Below are 13504 nucleotides of genomic sequence, written 5' to 3'. Positions count from 1 at the left end.
GTCGGGGTTCAGGAGTCGAAGCCGAGACCGAACCGGTCGAGGGCCCGCAACCACACGTTGCGCTGACCCTCGTGCCGGTCGGCGTGGGCCAACGACAGGGTCGTCGCCTCCACCCCGGCCCAGGCGAGGGGTTCCGGCGGGAACGGGACGGGCGTGCGCCGGACGAGTTCGAGTTCGGTGAGCTCGGTGGGGCCCTGCTCGTCGGCGGCGAGCAGGTCGAGCAGGACGTCCGCGGCGAACCGCGTCATGCCGACCCCGAGGCCCGTGTAGCCGGCGACGTGCGCGACGCGGCCGTCGTGGGCCGTGCCGAAGAACGGGAAGAACCGCGTGCAGGTGTCGATCGCCCCACCCCAGGCGTGGGTGAACCCCAGCCCCTCGAGCTGCGGGAACGTCTGCTGGAAGTGCGAGGCCAGCGTCCGGAACGACTCCGGGTTCTGGTCGTGCTCCGAGGACAGCGACCGTCCGTAGTGGTAGACGGCGTCGAAACCGCCGAACAGGATGCGGTCGTCGGCGGTCAACCGGTAGTAGTGGAACCGGTTGCCGAGGTCGTCGATGCCCTGCCGGTTCTGCCAGCCGATCTCCGCGAGCTGGGCGGTGGAGAGGGGTTCGGTGACCAGGGCGTAGTCGTAGACCGGGATGGTGTGCAGCCGGTAGCGCCGGAGCAGGGCCGGGAAGACGTTGGTGGCCAACGCCACCCGGCGGGCCCGCACGGTTCCCGACGTCGTCTGAACCGACACCCCCGACCGGTTGGAGCGGATCGCCCGCACCGGGGTGTTCTCGGCGATCCGGACCCCGAGGTCGAGGCAGGTCCGCTTCAGCTCCCAGACCAGGCGGGCCGGGTTCACCAGGGCGGTGTCCTCGGGGGTCCAGACCCCGGCCAGGTAGGTGGGGGAGTTCACCTGGTCCCGGACGGCCGCGGTGTCGAGGAAACCGTCCTGCCCCCGCAGCTCGTCGACCTGGTACGGCTCGGTCGCCACCGACAGGCCACCGGTGCGTTCGTAGTCGCAGACCCAGCCGTACTGTGCGACGGACTTGCCGAGGGCGTCGAGGTTCGCGAGCCCGAGTTCGTCGAGCCGGTCCACCTCGTCGGGCAGGTGGAGTTCCCCGTTGCTGCGCCCGTGGGTGAGGCTCGCCGAGACGAACCCGCCGTTGCGACCCGACGCCGCCCAGCCCGTCCACGCCCCTTCCAGGAGCAGCACGTTGCGGTCGGGGTCGCGTTCCTTGGCGCGCAACGCCGTCCACAGCCCGGTGAAGCCGCCGCCGACGACGACGAGTTCGGCCGTCGAGTTCCCGCGCAGGGCGGGTTCCGGGTCCGGGCGACCGGGGTCGTCCAGCCAGAAGGGGGTGCTCGCGGCGTGGCGCAGAGCGTCGTCGACGGCCGGGGAACTCATCGAGAGGAACGGCACCTCGGGAGTTCTACCGTTCCCCGGCCGGTCGGACAAGGGGGAACCCCTGACCGTGCAGGGTGTGGCCCGTAGACTCACCCGGTGTCCAGCCGCCTTCCCGCCCCCGCTCTCGACGACGTCTCCAAGCGGATCATCGAGGTCCTGCAGGAGGACGGACGGATGTCCTACGCGGCGATCGGGAAGGCCGTGGGGTTGTCCGAGGCGGCGGTGCGTCAGCGGGTGCAGCGCCTCCTCGACGGTGGGGTCATGCAGATCGTCGCCGTCACCGACCCGGTCCAGGTCGGTTTCGCCCGGCAGGCGATGATCGGCATCCGCGCCGAGGGGGACACCCGCGTCGTCGCGGACCGCCTCGCCGAGCTGGCCCAGATCGACTACGTCGTGGTGACGGCCGGCTCCTTCGACATCCTCGTCGAGGTCGTCTGCGAGGACGACGACGGCCTGCTCGAGCTCATCAACGCCAAGATCCGGGCCATCCCCGGCGTGGTCGCGACCGAGACCTTCGTCTACCTCAAGCTGCGCAAACAGCTCTACAACTGGGGTACTCGCTGACGGGATCCGTCGCTCATCTCCGATTCGACGACTGAATCCCTTGTCGGAGCCGGGCTGAGCGCCTAGTCTCCGGGCATGTCCAGCCTCCCCGCGACGACCCCGCGCGGCACGGAGCGCTCCGCCGCCGCCCGCGACCACCTGTGGATGCACTTCACCCGCCACGCCCCCTACGAGCGGGGCGAGGAGGTTCCGATGATCGTCCGCGGCGAGGGCGCGCGGATCTGGGACCAGCACGGCCGCGAGTACATCGACGGCCTCGCCGGGTTGTTCACCGTCCAGGTCGGGCACGGTCGCACCGAACTCGCCGAGGCCGCCGCCCGGCAGGCCTCGACGCTGGGTTTCTTCCCGCTGTGGTCCTACGCGCACCCGGCGGCCGTCGACCTCGCCGAGCGCCTGGCCCACGAGGCACCCGGTGACCTCGACCGGGTGTTCTTCACCACGTCCGGCAGCGAGGCCGTCGAGACGGCCTGGAAACTGGCCAAGGCCTACTTCAAACGCGTCGGCAAGCCCGGCAAGCACAAGGTCGTCAGCCGTTCGATCGCCTACCACGGCACCACGCACGGCGCGCTGTCCATCACGGGGATCCCGGGGGTGAAGGCGGAGTTCGAACCCCTGGTGCCCGGCACCTTCCGGGTGCCGAACACGAACTCCTACCGGGCTCCGGAGCACCTGCGCGACGATGCGAAGGCGTTCGGGCGCTGGGCCGCCGACCGGGTGGGGGAGGCCATCGAGTTCGAGGGCCCCGACACCGTCGCCGCGGTGTTCGTGGAACCCGTGCAGAACGCCGGTGGGTGCTTCCCGCCGCCACCCGGGTACTTCGAGCGTCTGCGTGAGATCTGCGACGAGCACGACGTCCTGCTGGTCAGCGACGAGACGATCTGCGCGTTCGGCCGGATCGGGGAGTTGTTCGCCTGCAAGGACTTCGACTACGTCCCCGACATGATCACTTGTGCCAAGGGACTCACCAGCGGGTACTCCCCGCTGGGGGCGGTCATCGCCTCGGACCGCATCTTCGAACCCTTCCGCCGCGACGAGGACAGCTTCGCCCACGGCTACACCTTCGGTGGGCACCCGGTGTCGGCGGCCGTCGCGATGGCCAACCTCGACATCTTCGAACGCGAGGGACTCGTCCAGCACGTCCACGAGAACGCACCGCTCTTCCGCTCCACCCTGGAGAAGCTGCTGGACCTGCCGATCGTGGGGGACGTGCGCGGGGCAGGGTTCTTCTACGGGATCGAGCTGGTGAAGGACCGCCAGACCCGGGAGACGTTCGACGACGCCGAGGCCGAGCGGTTGCTGCGGGGGTTCATCTCCCCCTCGTTGTGGGAGGCCGGCCTCTACTGCCGGGCCGACGACCGCGGCGACCCCGTCATCCAGCTGGCGCCCCCGCTGATCATCGGTCCGAGCGACTTCGACGAGATCGAGCGGCGCCTGCGCTCGGTCCTCGACGAGGCGGGGAAGCGCCTGTGAGGGTCCGCTCGCTCTGGGCCGACACCGCCCCGGAGGCCCCGGAACGGCCCCCGTTGGACGGGGACACCGAGGTCGACGTGTGCGTCGTGGGCGCGGGGTACACCGGCCTGTGGACCGCCTACTACCTGCTGCGCCGCGACCCGACCCTGCAGGTCCTCGTCGTGGAGGCCGAGACGGTGGCGTTCGGGGCCAGCGGTCGCAACGGCGGCTGGTGTTCCGCCCTGTTGCCGCAGGGCGTCGAGCGGATGACCCGTGACCACGGACCGGTCGCGGCGCAGGCGATGCGCACCGCGATGCGCGGAACCCTCGACGAGGTCGAGCGGGTCGTGCGGGAGGAGGGGATCGACTGCCACTGGCGGCGCGGAGGGACCGTCGTCGTCGCCCGCAGCGCTCCGCAGCTCGCCCGCGCCACGGCCGAGGTCGCCGAGGACGAGGCCGGCGGGTCGCCCGAGGGCCTGCGCCTGCTCGACGCGGAGGAGACCCGCAAGACCGTCGGCATGACCCGCGCCCTCGGAGCGACGCACACCCCCGACTGCGCCCGCATCCACCCGTTGCGACTGGCCCGCGGCCTGGCCGCGGCGCTCGAACGCCGCGGCGGGCGCATCGTCGAGCACACCCGGGCCCTCGACCTCTCGCCCGGTGCGGTCCGCACCGACCGCGGGGTCGTCCGGGCGCGGCACGTGCTGCGCGCGACGGAGGGGTGGACCCCGCGACTGCCGGGGGCGGCCCGCGAGGTCGTCCCGGTGTACTCGCTCATGGTGGCGACGGAACCGCTGCCCGCACCGTTCTGGGACGAGGTCGGACTGTCCGGCGGGGAGACCTTCTCCGACTTCCGCCACGTGATCGTCTACGGCCAGCGCACCGCCGACGACCGGCTGGTGTTCGGCGGACGGGGTGCGCCGTACCACTTCGGTTCCTCCGTGCGCCCGGAGTTCGACGGGGACGAGACCGTGTTCCGGAGGCTGCGGAGCACGCTCGCCGACATGTTCCCCGCCGTGGCCGGGGCGCGCTTCACCCACGCCTGGGGCGGCCCGCTCGGGATCTCCCGGGACTGGCACGCCGCGGTCCGCCACGACCCGGCCTCCGGGCTCGGGAGTGCCGGCGGGTACGTCGGCGACGGGGTCGCGACGACGAACCTCGCGGGGCGGACGCTCGCCGACGCCGTGACCGGGACCGGTTCCGACCTCGTGCGGTTGCCCTGGTTCAACCACACCTCGCCACGGTGGGAACCGGAACCCCTGCGTTGGCTCGGCGTGAACGCCGGCCTGCTCGTCGCGCGCGCCGCCGACGCCGCGGAGAACGTCCTGAACCGTCCCACACCGCTCTCCGGCGCCCTGGCCCGCCTCACCGCGCACTGACGCCTCCGCGCAACCTTCGTCCGAGGTCCGCCACGGAAGTCCGTCGACGGCGAGGTGAAACTCCGCCCGGTGTCGGCGAGTTCCCGATCGCGACGAGGGGAGCAGAATCCGTGGTGGCAACACGATCGAAACATCGAATCCGTTGTCACAGCGACGAGTTGCTTGTACGTTCCGGTTCATGAGGGACAGCGCAGAACTCGTCCTGCACTCGGGCCGGGTCTTCACCGGGACCGGGCTCCACGAGACGGCCACTGCGGTAGCCGTCTCGGGGGGACGGGTCGTCGCCGTCGGCAGCGACGCCGACGTGCGGGCGGCGGTCGGAGCGGCGGCGGAAACCCTCGACCTCGCGGGGCGGCTCGTCCTGCCCGGTTTCACCGACGCCCACGTCCACCCCGTCATGGGCGGGCTGGAACGGCTGGGGTGCGACCTGACGACGACGTCGGGACCGGACGGCGCGTTGCGGCGGGTCGCCGATTTCGCCGCGCAGAACCCGGGGGAGTGGATCTCCGGCGGGGGCTGGGCGATGGCCGACTTCCCCGGCGGGACCCCGCGGCGCGAGGACCTCGACCGGGTGGTGCCCGACCGGCCCGTGTTCCTGCTGAACCGCGACCACCACGGGGCCTGGGTGAACTCGCGGGCCCTCGAACTGGCCGGTGTCGACGCCCACACCCCCGACCCGACCGACGGTCGGATCGAACGCGACCCGGACGGTACTCCGACGGGAACCCTGCACGAGGGCGCGATGGACCTCGTCTCCCGGCACCTGTCCCCGGTGACCCGCGACCAGCTCGCTGCCGGCCTCGCGGAGGGCCAGCGCTACCTCCACTCCGTCGGCGTGACCGGGTGGCAGGACGCCATCGTCGGTGCCTACGCCGGCCACGAGGACACGACTCCCGTCTACCTCGACGCCGTGGCCGCCGGAACCCTGACGGCCCGTGTCGTGGGGGCGCTCTGGTGGCCCCGCGGGCACACCGTCGCCGACGTCGACGCCCTGGTCGCGGGGTTCGCCGCCCACCGCGAGGCCGTCGCCGCGCGGACGGCGGAACTCGGGTCGGACCGGTTCGTCACCACGAGCATCAAGATCATGCTGGACGGCGTCGCGGAGAACCGCACGGCCTCGATGCTGGCGCCCTACCTCGACGGGTGCGGCTGCAGCACCGGTGAACAGGGGTTGTCCTACCTCGACCGGGACCTCCTGCTGGCCGCCGTCCCGGCGCTCGACGCCGCGGGTTTCGACGTCCACGTGCACGTCATCGGCGACCGGGCCGTGCGCGACGCCCTCGACGCGGTCGACGCGGCCCGCCGGGCCGCGGGCACCGGTCGCCACCACCTCGCGCACCTGCAGGTCGTCCACCCCGACGACGTCGCGCGGTTCGCCGCGCTCGACGTCGCCGCCAACGCGCAGGCCCTCTGGGCCTGCGACGACGCGCAGATGTCGGAACTCACCGTCCCCTTCCTGGGCCCCGAACGCAGTTCCTGGCAGTACCCCTTCGCGGGGTTCCTGCAGGCCGGGGCGCGGTTGGTCATGGGCTCGGACTGGCCCGTGTCCACCCCCGATCCCTGGCAGGCGATCCACGTCGCCGTGAACCGCACCCCACCGGGGGAACCGGGGGAACCGTTCCTGCCCGACCAGGCCCTCACCCTCACGCAGGCCCTCACCGCCTACACCGCCGGATCGGCGTGGATCAACCGCCACACCGGAGCCGGGTCGATCGCACCGGGTGCGGTGGCGGACCTCGCCGTCTGCAGCACCGACCCCTTCGCCGTCGACGCCGTCGACCTCTGGGAGGTCGCCGTCGACCACACCTTCGTCGGGGGCCGTCCCGTGCACGAGAAGAACCTGACCAGCGGAGGAGTCCTGTGAGCGTCCTGGCCCCGGACACGGCGTCCCTCACGGGGGTCGGCGGAGGATCCGTCACCCTCACCGGCATCGTCAAGCGCTTCGGCACCGCGACCGCCGTCGCCGGGGTCGACCTGGCCGTGGAGTCGGGGGAGTTCCTCTCGCTGCTGGGGCCCTCCGGGTGCGGGAAGACGACCCTGCTGCGGATGCTCGCCGGTTTCGAGGACCCCGACGAGGGGGACATCGCCATCGCCGGGTCGTCCGTGCTGGGGCTCCCCGCGCACCGGCGACCCGTCAACACCGTGTTCCAGGCCTACGCGCTGTTCCCGCACATGAGCGTCGCCGAGAACGTCGCCTACGGGCTGCGTCAGCGCCGGGCGGGCGGCCGAGCCGGCCGGGCCGGCAAGGACGAGATCAGCCGCCGCGTCGGCGAGGCGCTGGAGATGGTGCGCATGAGCGCCTTCGCCACCCGGGCCCCGGCCGCGCTCTCCGGCGGGCAGCAGCAGCGGGTCGCCCTCGCCCGGGCCCTGGTCAACCGGCCGCAGGTGCTGCTGCTGGACGAACCCCTCTCGGCGCTGGACCGCAAGCTGCGGGAGGAGATGCAGGTCGAGCTGAAGCTCCTGCAGAGCTCGCTGGGGACGACGTTCGTGTTCGTCACCCACGACCAGGAGGAGGCGCTCTCGATGAGCGACCGCATCGCGGTCATGCTCGACGGGCGCATCCAGCAGTTCGGGGCACCCGAGGACATCTACGCCGAACCGGTGAGCGCCTTCGTCGCCGGGTTCATCGGCAAGCAGAACTTCCTGCCCGCGACGGTCGTCCAGCCCGGCGTCCTGCACTGCGCCGACGCGACGCTGTCGAGCTCCCGCGCGGGCGACCTCGCCGCCGGGACGGCGGTGCTGGCCGCGGTGCGGCCGGAGTCGCTGCACGTCGGCACCACCGAGCCGGTCACGACCCCGAACCGGGTCCGTGGGCGCCTGGCCGGGGTCGCCCACCTCGGCGACGTGGTCCAGCGCGTCGTCGTGACCGCTTCGGGGATCGAGCTCCTCGCGCGTGCTCCCCGCGGGGCTGACGGACCCGCCACCGCCGAGGTCGGGGTCGAGGTGTGGTGCGGTTTCGCGCCCGAGAACGTCCACGTCTTCCCCGCCTGAGACCGATCCCAGAACCTGGAGCCCCCGTGTCCCGCACCGATCGACCTGCCGCGTCCGTCCTCGTCCCGACCGCGACCGCGGAACGCGTCGGGCGGACCCTCGCCCGCCGCCGCAGCGTCCTGACCGCGCTGGCGTCGAGCGCCGCCCTGGCCGCCTGCGGTGGGAACAGTTCCGGCAGTGCCGGCACCTCGGTCGACGGGAAGGTCGAGGACAGCCTGAACGTCTACAGCTGGGCGGACTACGACGATCCGGACGTCCTGAAGGCCTTCGGGGAGACCGGTCCGCGATTGCAGGTCGACAGCTACGGGTCCAACGAGGAGATGCTCGCGAAGCTGGTCGCCGCCAACGGGGCCAGCGGGTACGACATTGTCGTGCCGACGGGGGTCTACATCCCGCAGATGTCCAGCAACGGCCTGCTGGCCGAACTCGACCACGGCAAGCTGAAGAACTTCGGCAACCTCGACCCGGCCTACCTCGGGCAGAGCTGGGACCCGGACAACAAGTACTCGGTGCCGAAGGACTGGGGCACCACGGGGTTCGTCTACGACACCAGCGTGATCAGCCGGGACCTCGTCTCCTGGGCCGACTTCCTCGACGCCGCGCAGAAGGAGGGCAAGGGGAACACCTCCATCCTCGAGGACCCCTGGGAGGTCACCTCGATGTACTTCGCGGCGAACGGGATCGACCCGAACACCACCGACGACGCGGAGATCGCGGCCTGCAAGGAGTGGATGGTCGCGAACCTGGCCCCGAACCTCAAGGGTTTCGAGTCCAACCCCGGTGGCAGCGCGATCGCCCAGTCGACGTACGCCCTCATGCAGTGCTGGAACGGTGACGCCCGCCTGGGCATGGACGGTTCCGAGGAGCCGGACAAGTGGAAGTTCGTGTACGCGACGCCGACGGCGAACCTCTGGATGGACAACTGGTGCATCACGGCCGGGGCGGAGCACCCCGACGCGGCCTACGCCTTCATCGACTTCATGCTCGACGTCGACAACTCCGTCAAGGACGTCCTCTACATCGGCTACAACACCGCGCTCACCGACATCGAGGCCAAGGCCACGGCGGCCGGGCTCGACCGTCCGGAACTCGTCTTCCCCAGCCAGGACGTCGTGGACCGGTTGACGGCGAGCCGGATCACCGAGAAGCACGACAGCATCGTCGCCATCCTCGACGCGATCCGCGCGGCGGCCGGGTCCTGATGCTGCGCCGGCTCCGGGCCCCCCACGGGGCGCTGGCCCTGCCTGCCTGGGTGTTCCTGCTCGGGTTCTTCGTCGCGCCCGTCGCCCTGGTCGTCTGGTACAGCTTCGGCTACAAACCCGGGCTGTTCGGAACCCACGCCAACGACGTCCTGTCCCTCGACCGCTACGGCGAGGCGCTGGGCGGGTCGTTCCTGCGGACGTTCTGGAACACCCTGCGCATCGGTGTCGTCGGCACGCTGATCTGCCTCGTCGTCGCGCTGCCGTTCGCGTACTGGCTCGCGGTGAAGGTCCCCGCCCGCTGGCGCGGTCTGCTGCTGGCGCTCGTCCTGGTGCCGTTCTGGACGAACTTCCTCGTCCGGACGTTGGGGTGGCAGATCGCGCTCTCCCCGGAAGGACCGTTCTCGACCGCGCTGCAGGCGATCGGCGGTGGTCCGCTGGACGTCCTCTACACCCGCGGCGCCGTCCAGCTGGGGGTCGTCTACAACTACCTGCCGCTCATGCTGCTGCCCGTCTACGTCGCCCTGGAGCGGACGAGTCAGGCCCTGCGCGAGGCGAGCCGGGACCTCGGGGCCGGGCGGTGGCGCACGTTCGCCGACGTCACCCTGCCCCTGGCGTTCCCCGGGATCGCGTCGGGTTGCCTGCTGGTGTTCGTCCCGCTGATGGGTGACTACGTCACCGCGACCGTCCTGGGCGGGGCGAAGGGGAACATGGTCGGGCAGCTGGTCGCGAGCCAGTTCCAGACCGCGCAGAACTGGGCCCTCGGGTCGGCGATGGCCGTGGTCCTCGTGCTGTTCACGGGGGGCACCGTCCTCCTGACGGCGGCCGTGCTGCTCGTGGTGCGCCGCGTCGTGCGCGCCTCGCGCCGGGTCGACCTCGAGGGGGTGACGGCGTGATCGACGAGCGGCCGGCGGAGGTCGGGGTTCCTCCCTCGCGGCGGCGGCGCCGGTCGGGGTCGGCGACGGTGCTGGGGATCTGGGGCGTGCTCGTCCTGGCGTTTCTGTTCCTGCCGATCGTCGTCATCGTCGTCTACTCCTTCAACACCGGGCGGTTGCTGACCTCCTGGCAGGGGGCGGGGTTCGACGCCTACGTCGCGGGACTGGACCGCCCGGTGATCCGGGCCGCCGTCGTGACGTCGCTGGAGTCGGCGCTGGGCGCCGCGGTGCTGTCGGCGGTCATCGGATCGCTGGCGGGCCTCGCGCTGGCGCGTCGTGCGGGGCGCTGGACGGCGCTGCTCACCCTGTTGCTGGGCCTCACCCTCGTGACCCCCGAGATCATGGACGCGATCTCCTTGCTGGGGTGGTTCGTCTCGCTGAACACCGAGGCCGGGTTGCCGTTGTTCGGCGACGGGATAGCCCGGCTCGTCATCGCGCACTCGGTGCTCTCCACGGCCGTCGTCACCTTCATCGTGCGGGCCCGGGTCTCGGGGCTGGACTCCCGGCTGGAGGAGGCCGCCGCGGACCTCTACGCCACCCCGTGGCGCAGGTTCCGCGACGTCACGCTGCCGCTGGCCGCACCGGGGGTCCTCGCGGGTGGGTTGATGGCCTTCACGTTGAGCCTCGACAACACGATCGTCGCCAGCTTCGTGTCGCTGCCCGGGGCGAGTCCGTGGCCGGTCTACGTGTTCTCGGCCCTGCGGGCCGGTCTCCGACCGGAGATCGCCGCCGTCTCCACCCTGTTGCTGCTGCTGACCCTGGTGGCCCTGGGCGTCGTGGCGTTGGTCCTGCGCCGATCGGGTGACTCCGCCTCCGACATCGCCCGCACGATGGCGGGTGGGTGAGTGGTCACACGTTGTGCGCACGGGCTCACCGGGGCACCATCGGGGGTGGAACCGCACTGACGTCGCGGTCCGACCGCGAGGAGGCGGCGCATGCGCACGACGGTGGGTTTCTCCGGGTCCGGCGCGTCCCGGCGGGCGCTGCGCTGGGCGGTCCAGGACTGCGCGGCGACCGCGCACCCGCTGCACGTCGTGCTGGCCTCCGGAGCCGCGGCCGGACCGGGTGAACTGGACGCCCTCCTCGCCGAGGAGCTGAGCCGGGTCCCGGGCCGGGAACCGGAGGTGGACGTCACCGTCACGACCGGCGACCCGGCGAGCGCCCTCCTGCGGGCGGCGGCCGACAGCGCGGAACTGGTCCTCGGGTGCGGGCGGAAGGTGGCCCCGATCGGCCCCGGGACGGGGAAGGTCCTCAGCGTGGTCCTGCCGCGCAGCCCCGCCGCCGTCGTCCTCGTCGGCCCGCAGGCCGTCCTCACGGCCCCCCGGCGGCTGCTGATCGTCTCCTCGACGGACGCCGCCGTGAGCGAGTGGGCGCTGGAGCGGGGCGGTGACCTCCCGCTGCGCCTGCTGACGACGTGGCAGGCCCGCTCCGTCGCGACCCGGCCCAGCGACGCCGAACGACGTCGTGCCCACCTCGTCGCCGTGGCGCGCCACCAGGCCGTCCGCTCGGTGCTGTCCGCCGCCACGGCCCGTCCCGTGCGGGCCGACGTGACCGAGGGGTCGGTGGGGGAGGTCGTCCCGCAGCGCCTCACCGTGGGCGACCTCGTCGTGGTCGCGGCGGCGAGCGTACGGGCGATGCCGATCAGGACGTTGCGCTCGCCGGTGGTGCTCGTCCCGGCGAGCGAGCGGCGCGTCGAACTGCCCGCGCCGGACGTCGTGGACCTGCGGGACGACGTCCGGCAGGGCCTGCAGCGCAGCTGAGAGCGCGCCTCAGGTCGGCCACTCGGCGTCGGTGGCCACGTCGAACCAGACGGTCTTCCCGTCCTCGGGCTCCTCCTCCACGCCCCAGCCGGTGGCGAGCTGGTCGATCAGCGCGACACCGCGACCGCCGGTGGCCATCGCATCGACGTGGCGCAGGACGGGGTGGTCGGGGCAGGTGTCGTGCACGGTGACGTGCACACCCCGGCCGAGGGTGTCGACCTCGACGGTGATGGGTCCGCTGCCGTGTTCCACCGCGTTGGCCACGGCTTCGGTCACGAGCAGCTGGAGGACCCCGAGCGCCTCGGTGGGCAGGCCCTGCCCGCTGCAGACCTCCGAGGCCCAGTGCCGCGCGAGAGGGACGGCCGAGGTCTCGGCGTCGAGGACCAGGCGTCGGGGTTCACGCACGAGGGGTCCGGGCATCGTGGACGAACAGCGGCACGGTGCCTCCTCCCGGGTCGGGCGGAGACTACCCAACCGCGAACCCGTGGAACCAGGAGCGTCCCCGCGAAGGTGGTGGTCACCCCGGCACGGGTCAGGTCAGGGTTTTGCGCACCTGCTGCGTGGTCACGGTGCAGCCGGCGCTGCGGTGGAGGTGGACGGCGCGGGTGTTCGCCCCGGACACGTCGAGTTCCCGGGCGCCCCTGGAAACAGCGGGAGGCTTCCCTGCGCTCGCCTGCCACCCTAGGATGTGAACGCTCTCAACGGTGAAGGGGTCCCATGCGCACTGTCCGGATGTCCCGCCGTGTCTGAAACGATCCGCGGGAACGTCGACGGTGCCCGGCCCCCGGCGATGAGCGACGTGGCCAAGCTCGCGGGGGTCTCCCACCAGACGGTGTCGCGGGTCCTCAACGACCACCCCAACGTCAAGGACGAGACGCGGGCGCGGGTGCGCTCGGCGATCGCGGAGCTCGGCTACCGGCGCAACGAGGCCGCCCGGGCCCTCGTGACGCGCCGCACCGGGGCGATCGGCGTCATCACCGAGGACTCCCCGCTCTACGGGCCGACCATGACGCTGATCGCCATCGAGGGCGCGGCCCGCAGTCAGGGCACCTACGTCTCGGTCGCCACGGTCACCCGCTGGGAGGTGGCGACGGTCCAGGCGACCCTGGAGCACTTCCTGGACCAGGGCGTGGACGGCGTCGTCGTCATCGCCTCGCACGACGAGGCCGTGCGGGCGGTGAAGGACTACAGCCGACGGTTGCCCGTCGTCATGGTGGGGCCCACGCGCGTCAACGGGGACATCCACACCGTGGCCGTGAACCAGTACGCCGGAGCGGGTCTCGCGGTGGGCCACCTCCTGGACCTGGGGCACACCGAGATCCTGCACGTCAGCGGGCCGTCGATGTGGCTGGACGCGCGGGCGCGGGAACGCGGGTGGCTCGACGCGATGCTGCAGTCCGGAGCGGTGCCGCGCGATCCGGTTCCGGGGGACTGGACGGCGTCCTCGGGTTTCGCCATCGGGCGGTCCCTGCTCGGACAGCGGGACGACCGGGCTCTGCCCACGGCCGTTTTCACCGCCAACGACCAACTCGCCCTCGGCCTGCTGCACGCCTTCGCCGACGCCGGCGTCAGCGTCCCGCGGGAGGTGTCCGTGGTGGGTTTCGACGACGTCGAGGGGTCCGAGCACTTCTTCCCGCCGTTGACCACCGTGACGCCGGACTGGGCCGCGCTCGGGGCCCGCTGCCTGGAACGCATGACGGCGGCCATCGACCACCTGCCCGCCGAGGGGGCCCTCGTCGGTGCGCGGTTGACCGTGCGGGCCAGCAGCGGTCCACCGCGTCGCTGAGTTCCAGGGTGGCGACTCGGTCGTGACTCGGCCGTGACCGGGAACCGCTT

General features: G+C 72.1%; 12 protein-coding genes. 10 read left to right on the top strand and 2 right to left on the bottom strand.

The window, feature by feature from the left end:
• Nucleotides 1–8: 8 nt before the first annotated feature.
• Nucleotides 9–1391 carry an NAD(P)/FAD-dependent oxidoreductase gene (locus OG218_RS09565; protein WP_442906477.1) on the bottom strand — a complete coding sequence of 461 codons (1383 nt, stop codon included), beginning with the start codon at nt 1389–1391 and terminating at the stop codon, nt 9–11.
• 96 nt (nt 1392–1487) lie between these two features.
• Between OG218_RS09565 and OG218_RS09560 the strand changes: the two genes are divergently transcribed.
• The 9 genes from OG218_RS09560 (at nt 1488) to OG218_RS09520 (ending at nt 11668) form a co-directional block, all read left to right on the top strand.
• A complete protein-coding gene (locus tag OG218_RS09560; RefSeq protein ID WP_328292983.1) occupies nt 1488–1955 on the top strand; it encodes an Lrp/AsnC family transcriptional regulator in 468 nt (155 codons plus the stop codon).
• A gap of 75 nt (nt 1956–2030) precedes the next feature.
• The gene (locus tag OG218_RS09555; protein WP_328292982.1) at nt 2031–3425 is read left to right on the top strand and encodes an aspartate aminotransferase family protein; all 1395 of its coding nucleotides are present in this window, start codon (nt 2031–2033) and stop codon (nt 3423–3425) included.
• Nucleotides 3422–4783: an NAD(P)/FAD-dependent oxidoreductase gene (locus OG218_RS09550; protein WP_328292981.1), complete on the top strand. Its 1362-nt coding sequence runs from the start codon at nt 3422–3424 to the stop codon at nt 4781–4783. The genes OG218_RS09555 and OG218_RS09550 overlap by 4 nt, the downstream gene beginning before the upstream one ends.
• 178 nt (nt 4784–4961) lie before the next feature.
• Nucleotides 4962–6647, top strand: coding sequence for an amidohydrolase (locus tag OG218_RS09545; protein ID WP_328292980.1), 1686 nt, complete (start codon nt 4962–4964; stop codon nt 6645–6647).
• Entirely contained in the window at nt 6644–7774 is a 1131-nt protein-coding gene (locus OG218_RS09540) for an ABC transporter ATP-binding protein (RefSeq protein WP_328292979.1), read from the top strand. The genes OG218_RS09545 and OG218_RS09540 overlap by 4 nt, the downstream gene beginning before the upstream one ends.
• 26 nt (nt 7775–7800) lie before the next feature.
• Nucleotides 7801–8976, top strand: coding sequence for a polyamine ABC transporter substrate-binding protein (locus OG218_RS09535; RefSeq protein ID WP_328292978.1), 1176 nt, complete (start codon nt 7801–7803; stop codon nt 8974–8976).
• Nucleotides 8976–9869, top strand: a complete 894-nt coding sequence (locus OG218_RS09530; RefSeq protein ID WP_328292977.1) for an ABC transporter permease — start codon at nt 8976–8978, stop codon at nt 9867–9869. The genes OG218_RS09535 and OG218_RS09530 overlap by 1 nt, the downstream gene beginning before the upstream one ends.
• Entirely contained in the window at nt 9866–10753 is an 888-nt protein-coding gene (locus tag OG218_RS09525) for an ABC transporter permease (RefSeq protein WP_328292976.1), read from the top strand. The genes OG218_RS09530 and OG218_RS09525 overlap by 4 nt, the downstream gene beginning before the upstream one ends.
• Before the next feature lie 90 nt (nt 10754–10843).
• A complete protein-coding gene (locus tag OG218_RS09520; RefSeq protein ID WP_328292975.1) occupies nt 10844–11668 on the top strand; it encodes a universal stress protein in 825 nt (274 codons plus the stop codon).
• Between the two features lie 9 nt (nt 11669–11677).
• Here OG218_RS09520 and OG218_RS09515 read toward each other — a convergent pair whose 3' ends face one another.
• Nucleotides 11678–12073 (bottom strand): ATP-binding protein, encoded by a 396-nt coding sequence (locus OG218_RS09515; RefSeq protein WP_328292974.1) that lies wholly within the window; start codon nt 12071–12073, stop codon nt 11678–11680.
• A gap of 337 nt (nt 12074–12410) precedes the next feature.
• Here OG218_RS09515 and OG218_RS09510 point away from each other — a divergent pair, with 337 nt between their 5' ends.
• Nucleotides 12411–13454, top strand: coding sequence for a LacI family DNA-binding transcriptional regulator (locus OG218_RS09510; RefSeq protein ID WP_328292973.1), 1044 nt, complete (start codon nt 12411–12413; stop codon nt 13452–13454).
• The last annotated feature ends 50 nt before the right edge of the window (nt 13455–13504 follow it).

Origin of the sequence: Kineococcus sp. NBC_00420, from assembly GCF_036021035.1 — a bacterium.
In the GTDB taxonomy this organism is placed as follows: domain Bacteria; phylum Actinomycetota; class Actinomycetes; order Actinomycetales; family Kineococcaceae; genus Kineococcus.
The sequence above is the reverse complement of the archived record's forward strand: the minus strand, read 5'-3'. Positions and strand labels throughout refer to the sequence as shown.

Bases quoted from the DNA above. Each gene is read 5' to 3' on its own strand.
- OG218_RS09565 (WP_442906477.1), bottom strand. From the start codon at position 1,391: ATGAGTTCCCCGGCCGTCGACGACGCTCTGCGCCACGCCGCGAGCACC.
- OG218_RS09555 (WP_328292982.1), top strand. From the start codon at position 2,031: ATGTCCAGCCTCCCCGCGACGACCCCGCGCGGCACGGAGCGCTCCGCC.
- OG218_RS09545 (WP_328292980.1), top strand. From the start codon at position 4,962: ATGAGGGACAGCGCAGAACTCGTCCTGCACTCGGGCCGGGTCTTCACC.
- OG218_RS09530 (WP_328292977.1), top strand. From the start codon at position 8,976: ATGCTGCGCCGGCTCCGGGCCCCCCACGGGGCGCTGGCCCTGCCTGCC.
- OG218_RS09520 (WP_328292975.1), top strand. From the start codon at position 10,844: ATGCGCACGACGGTGGGTTTCTCCGGGTCCGGCGCGTCCCGGCGGGCG.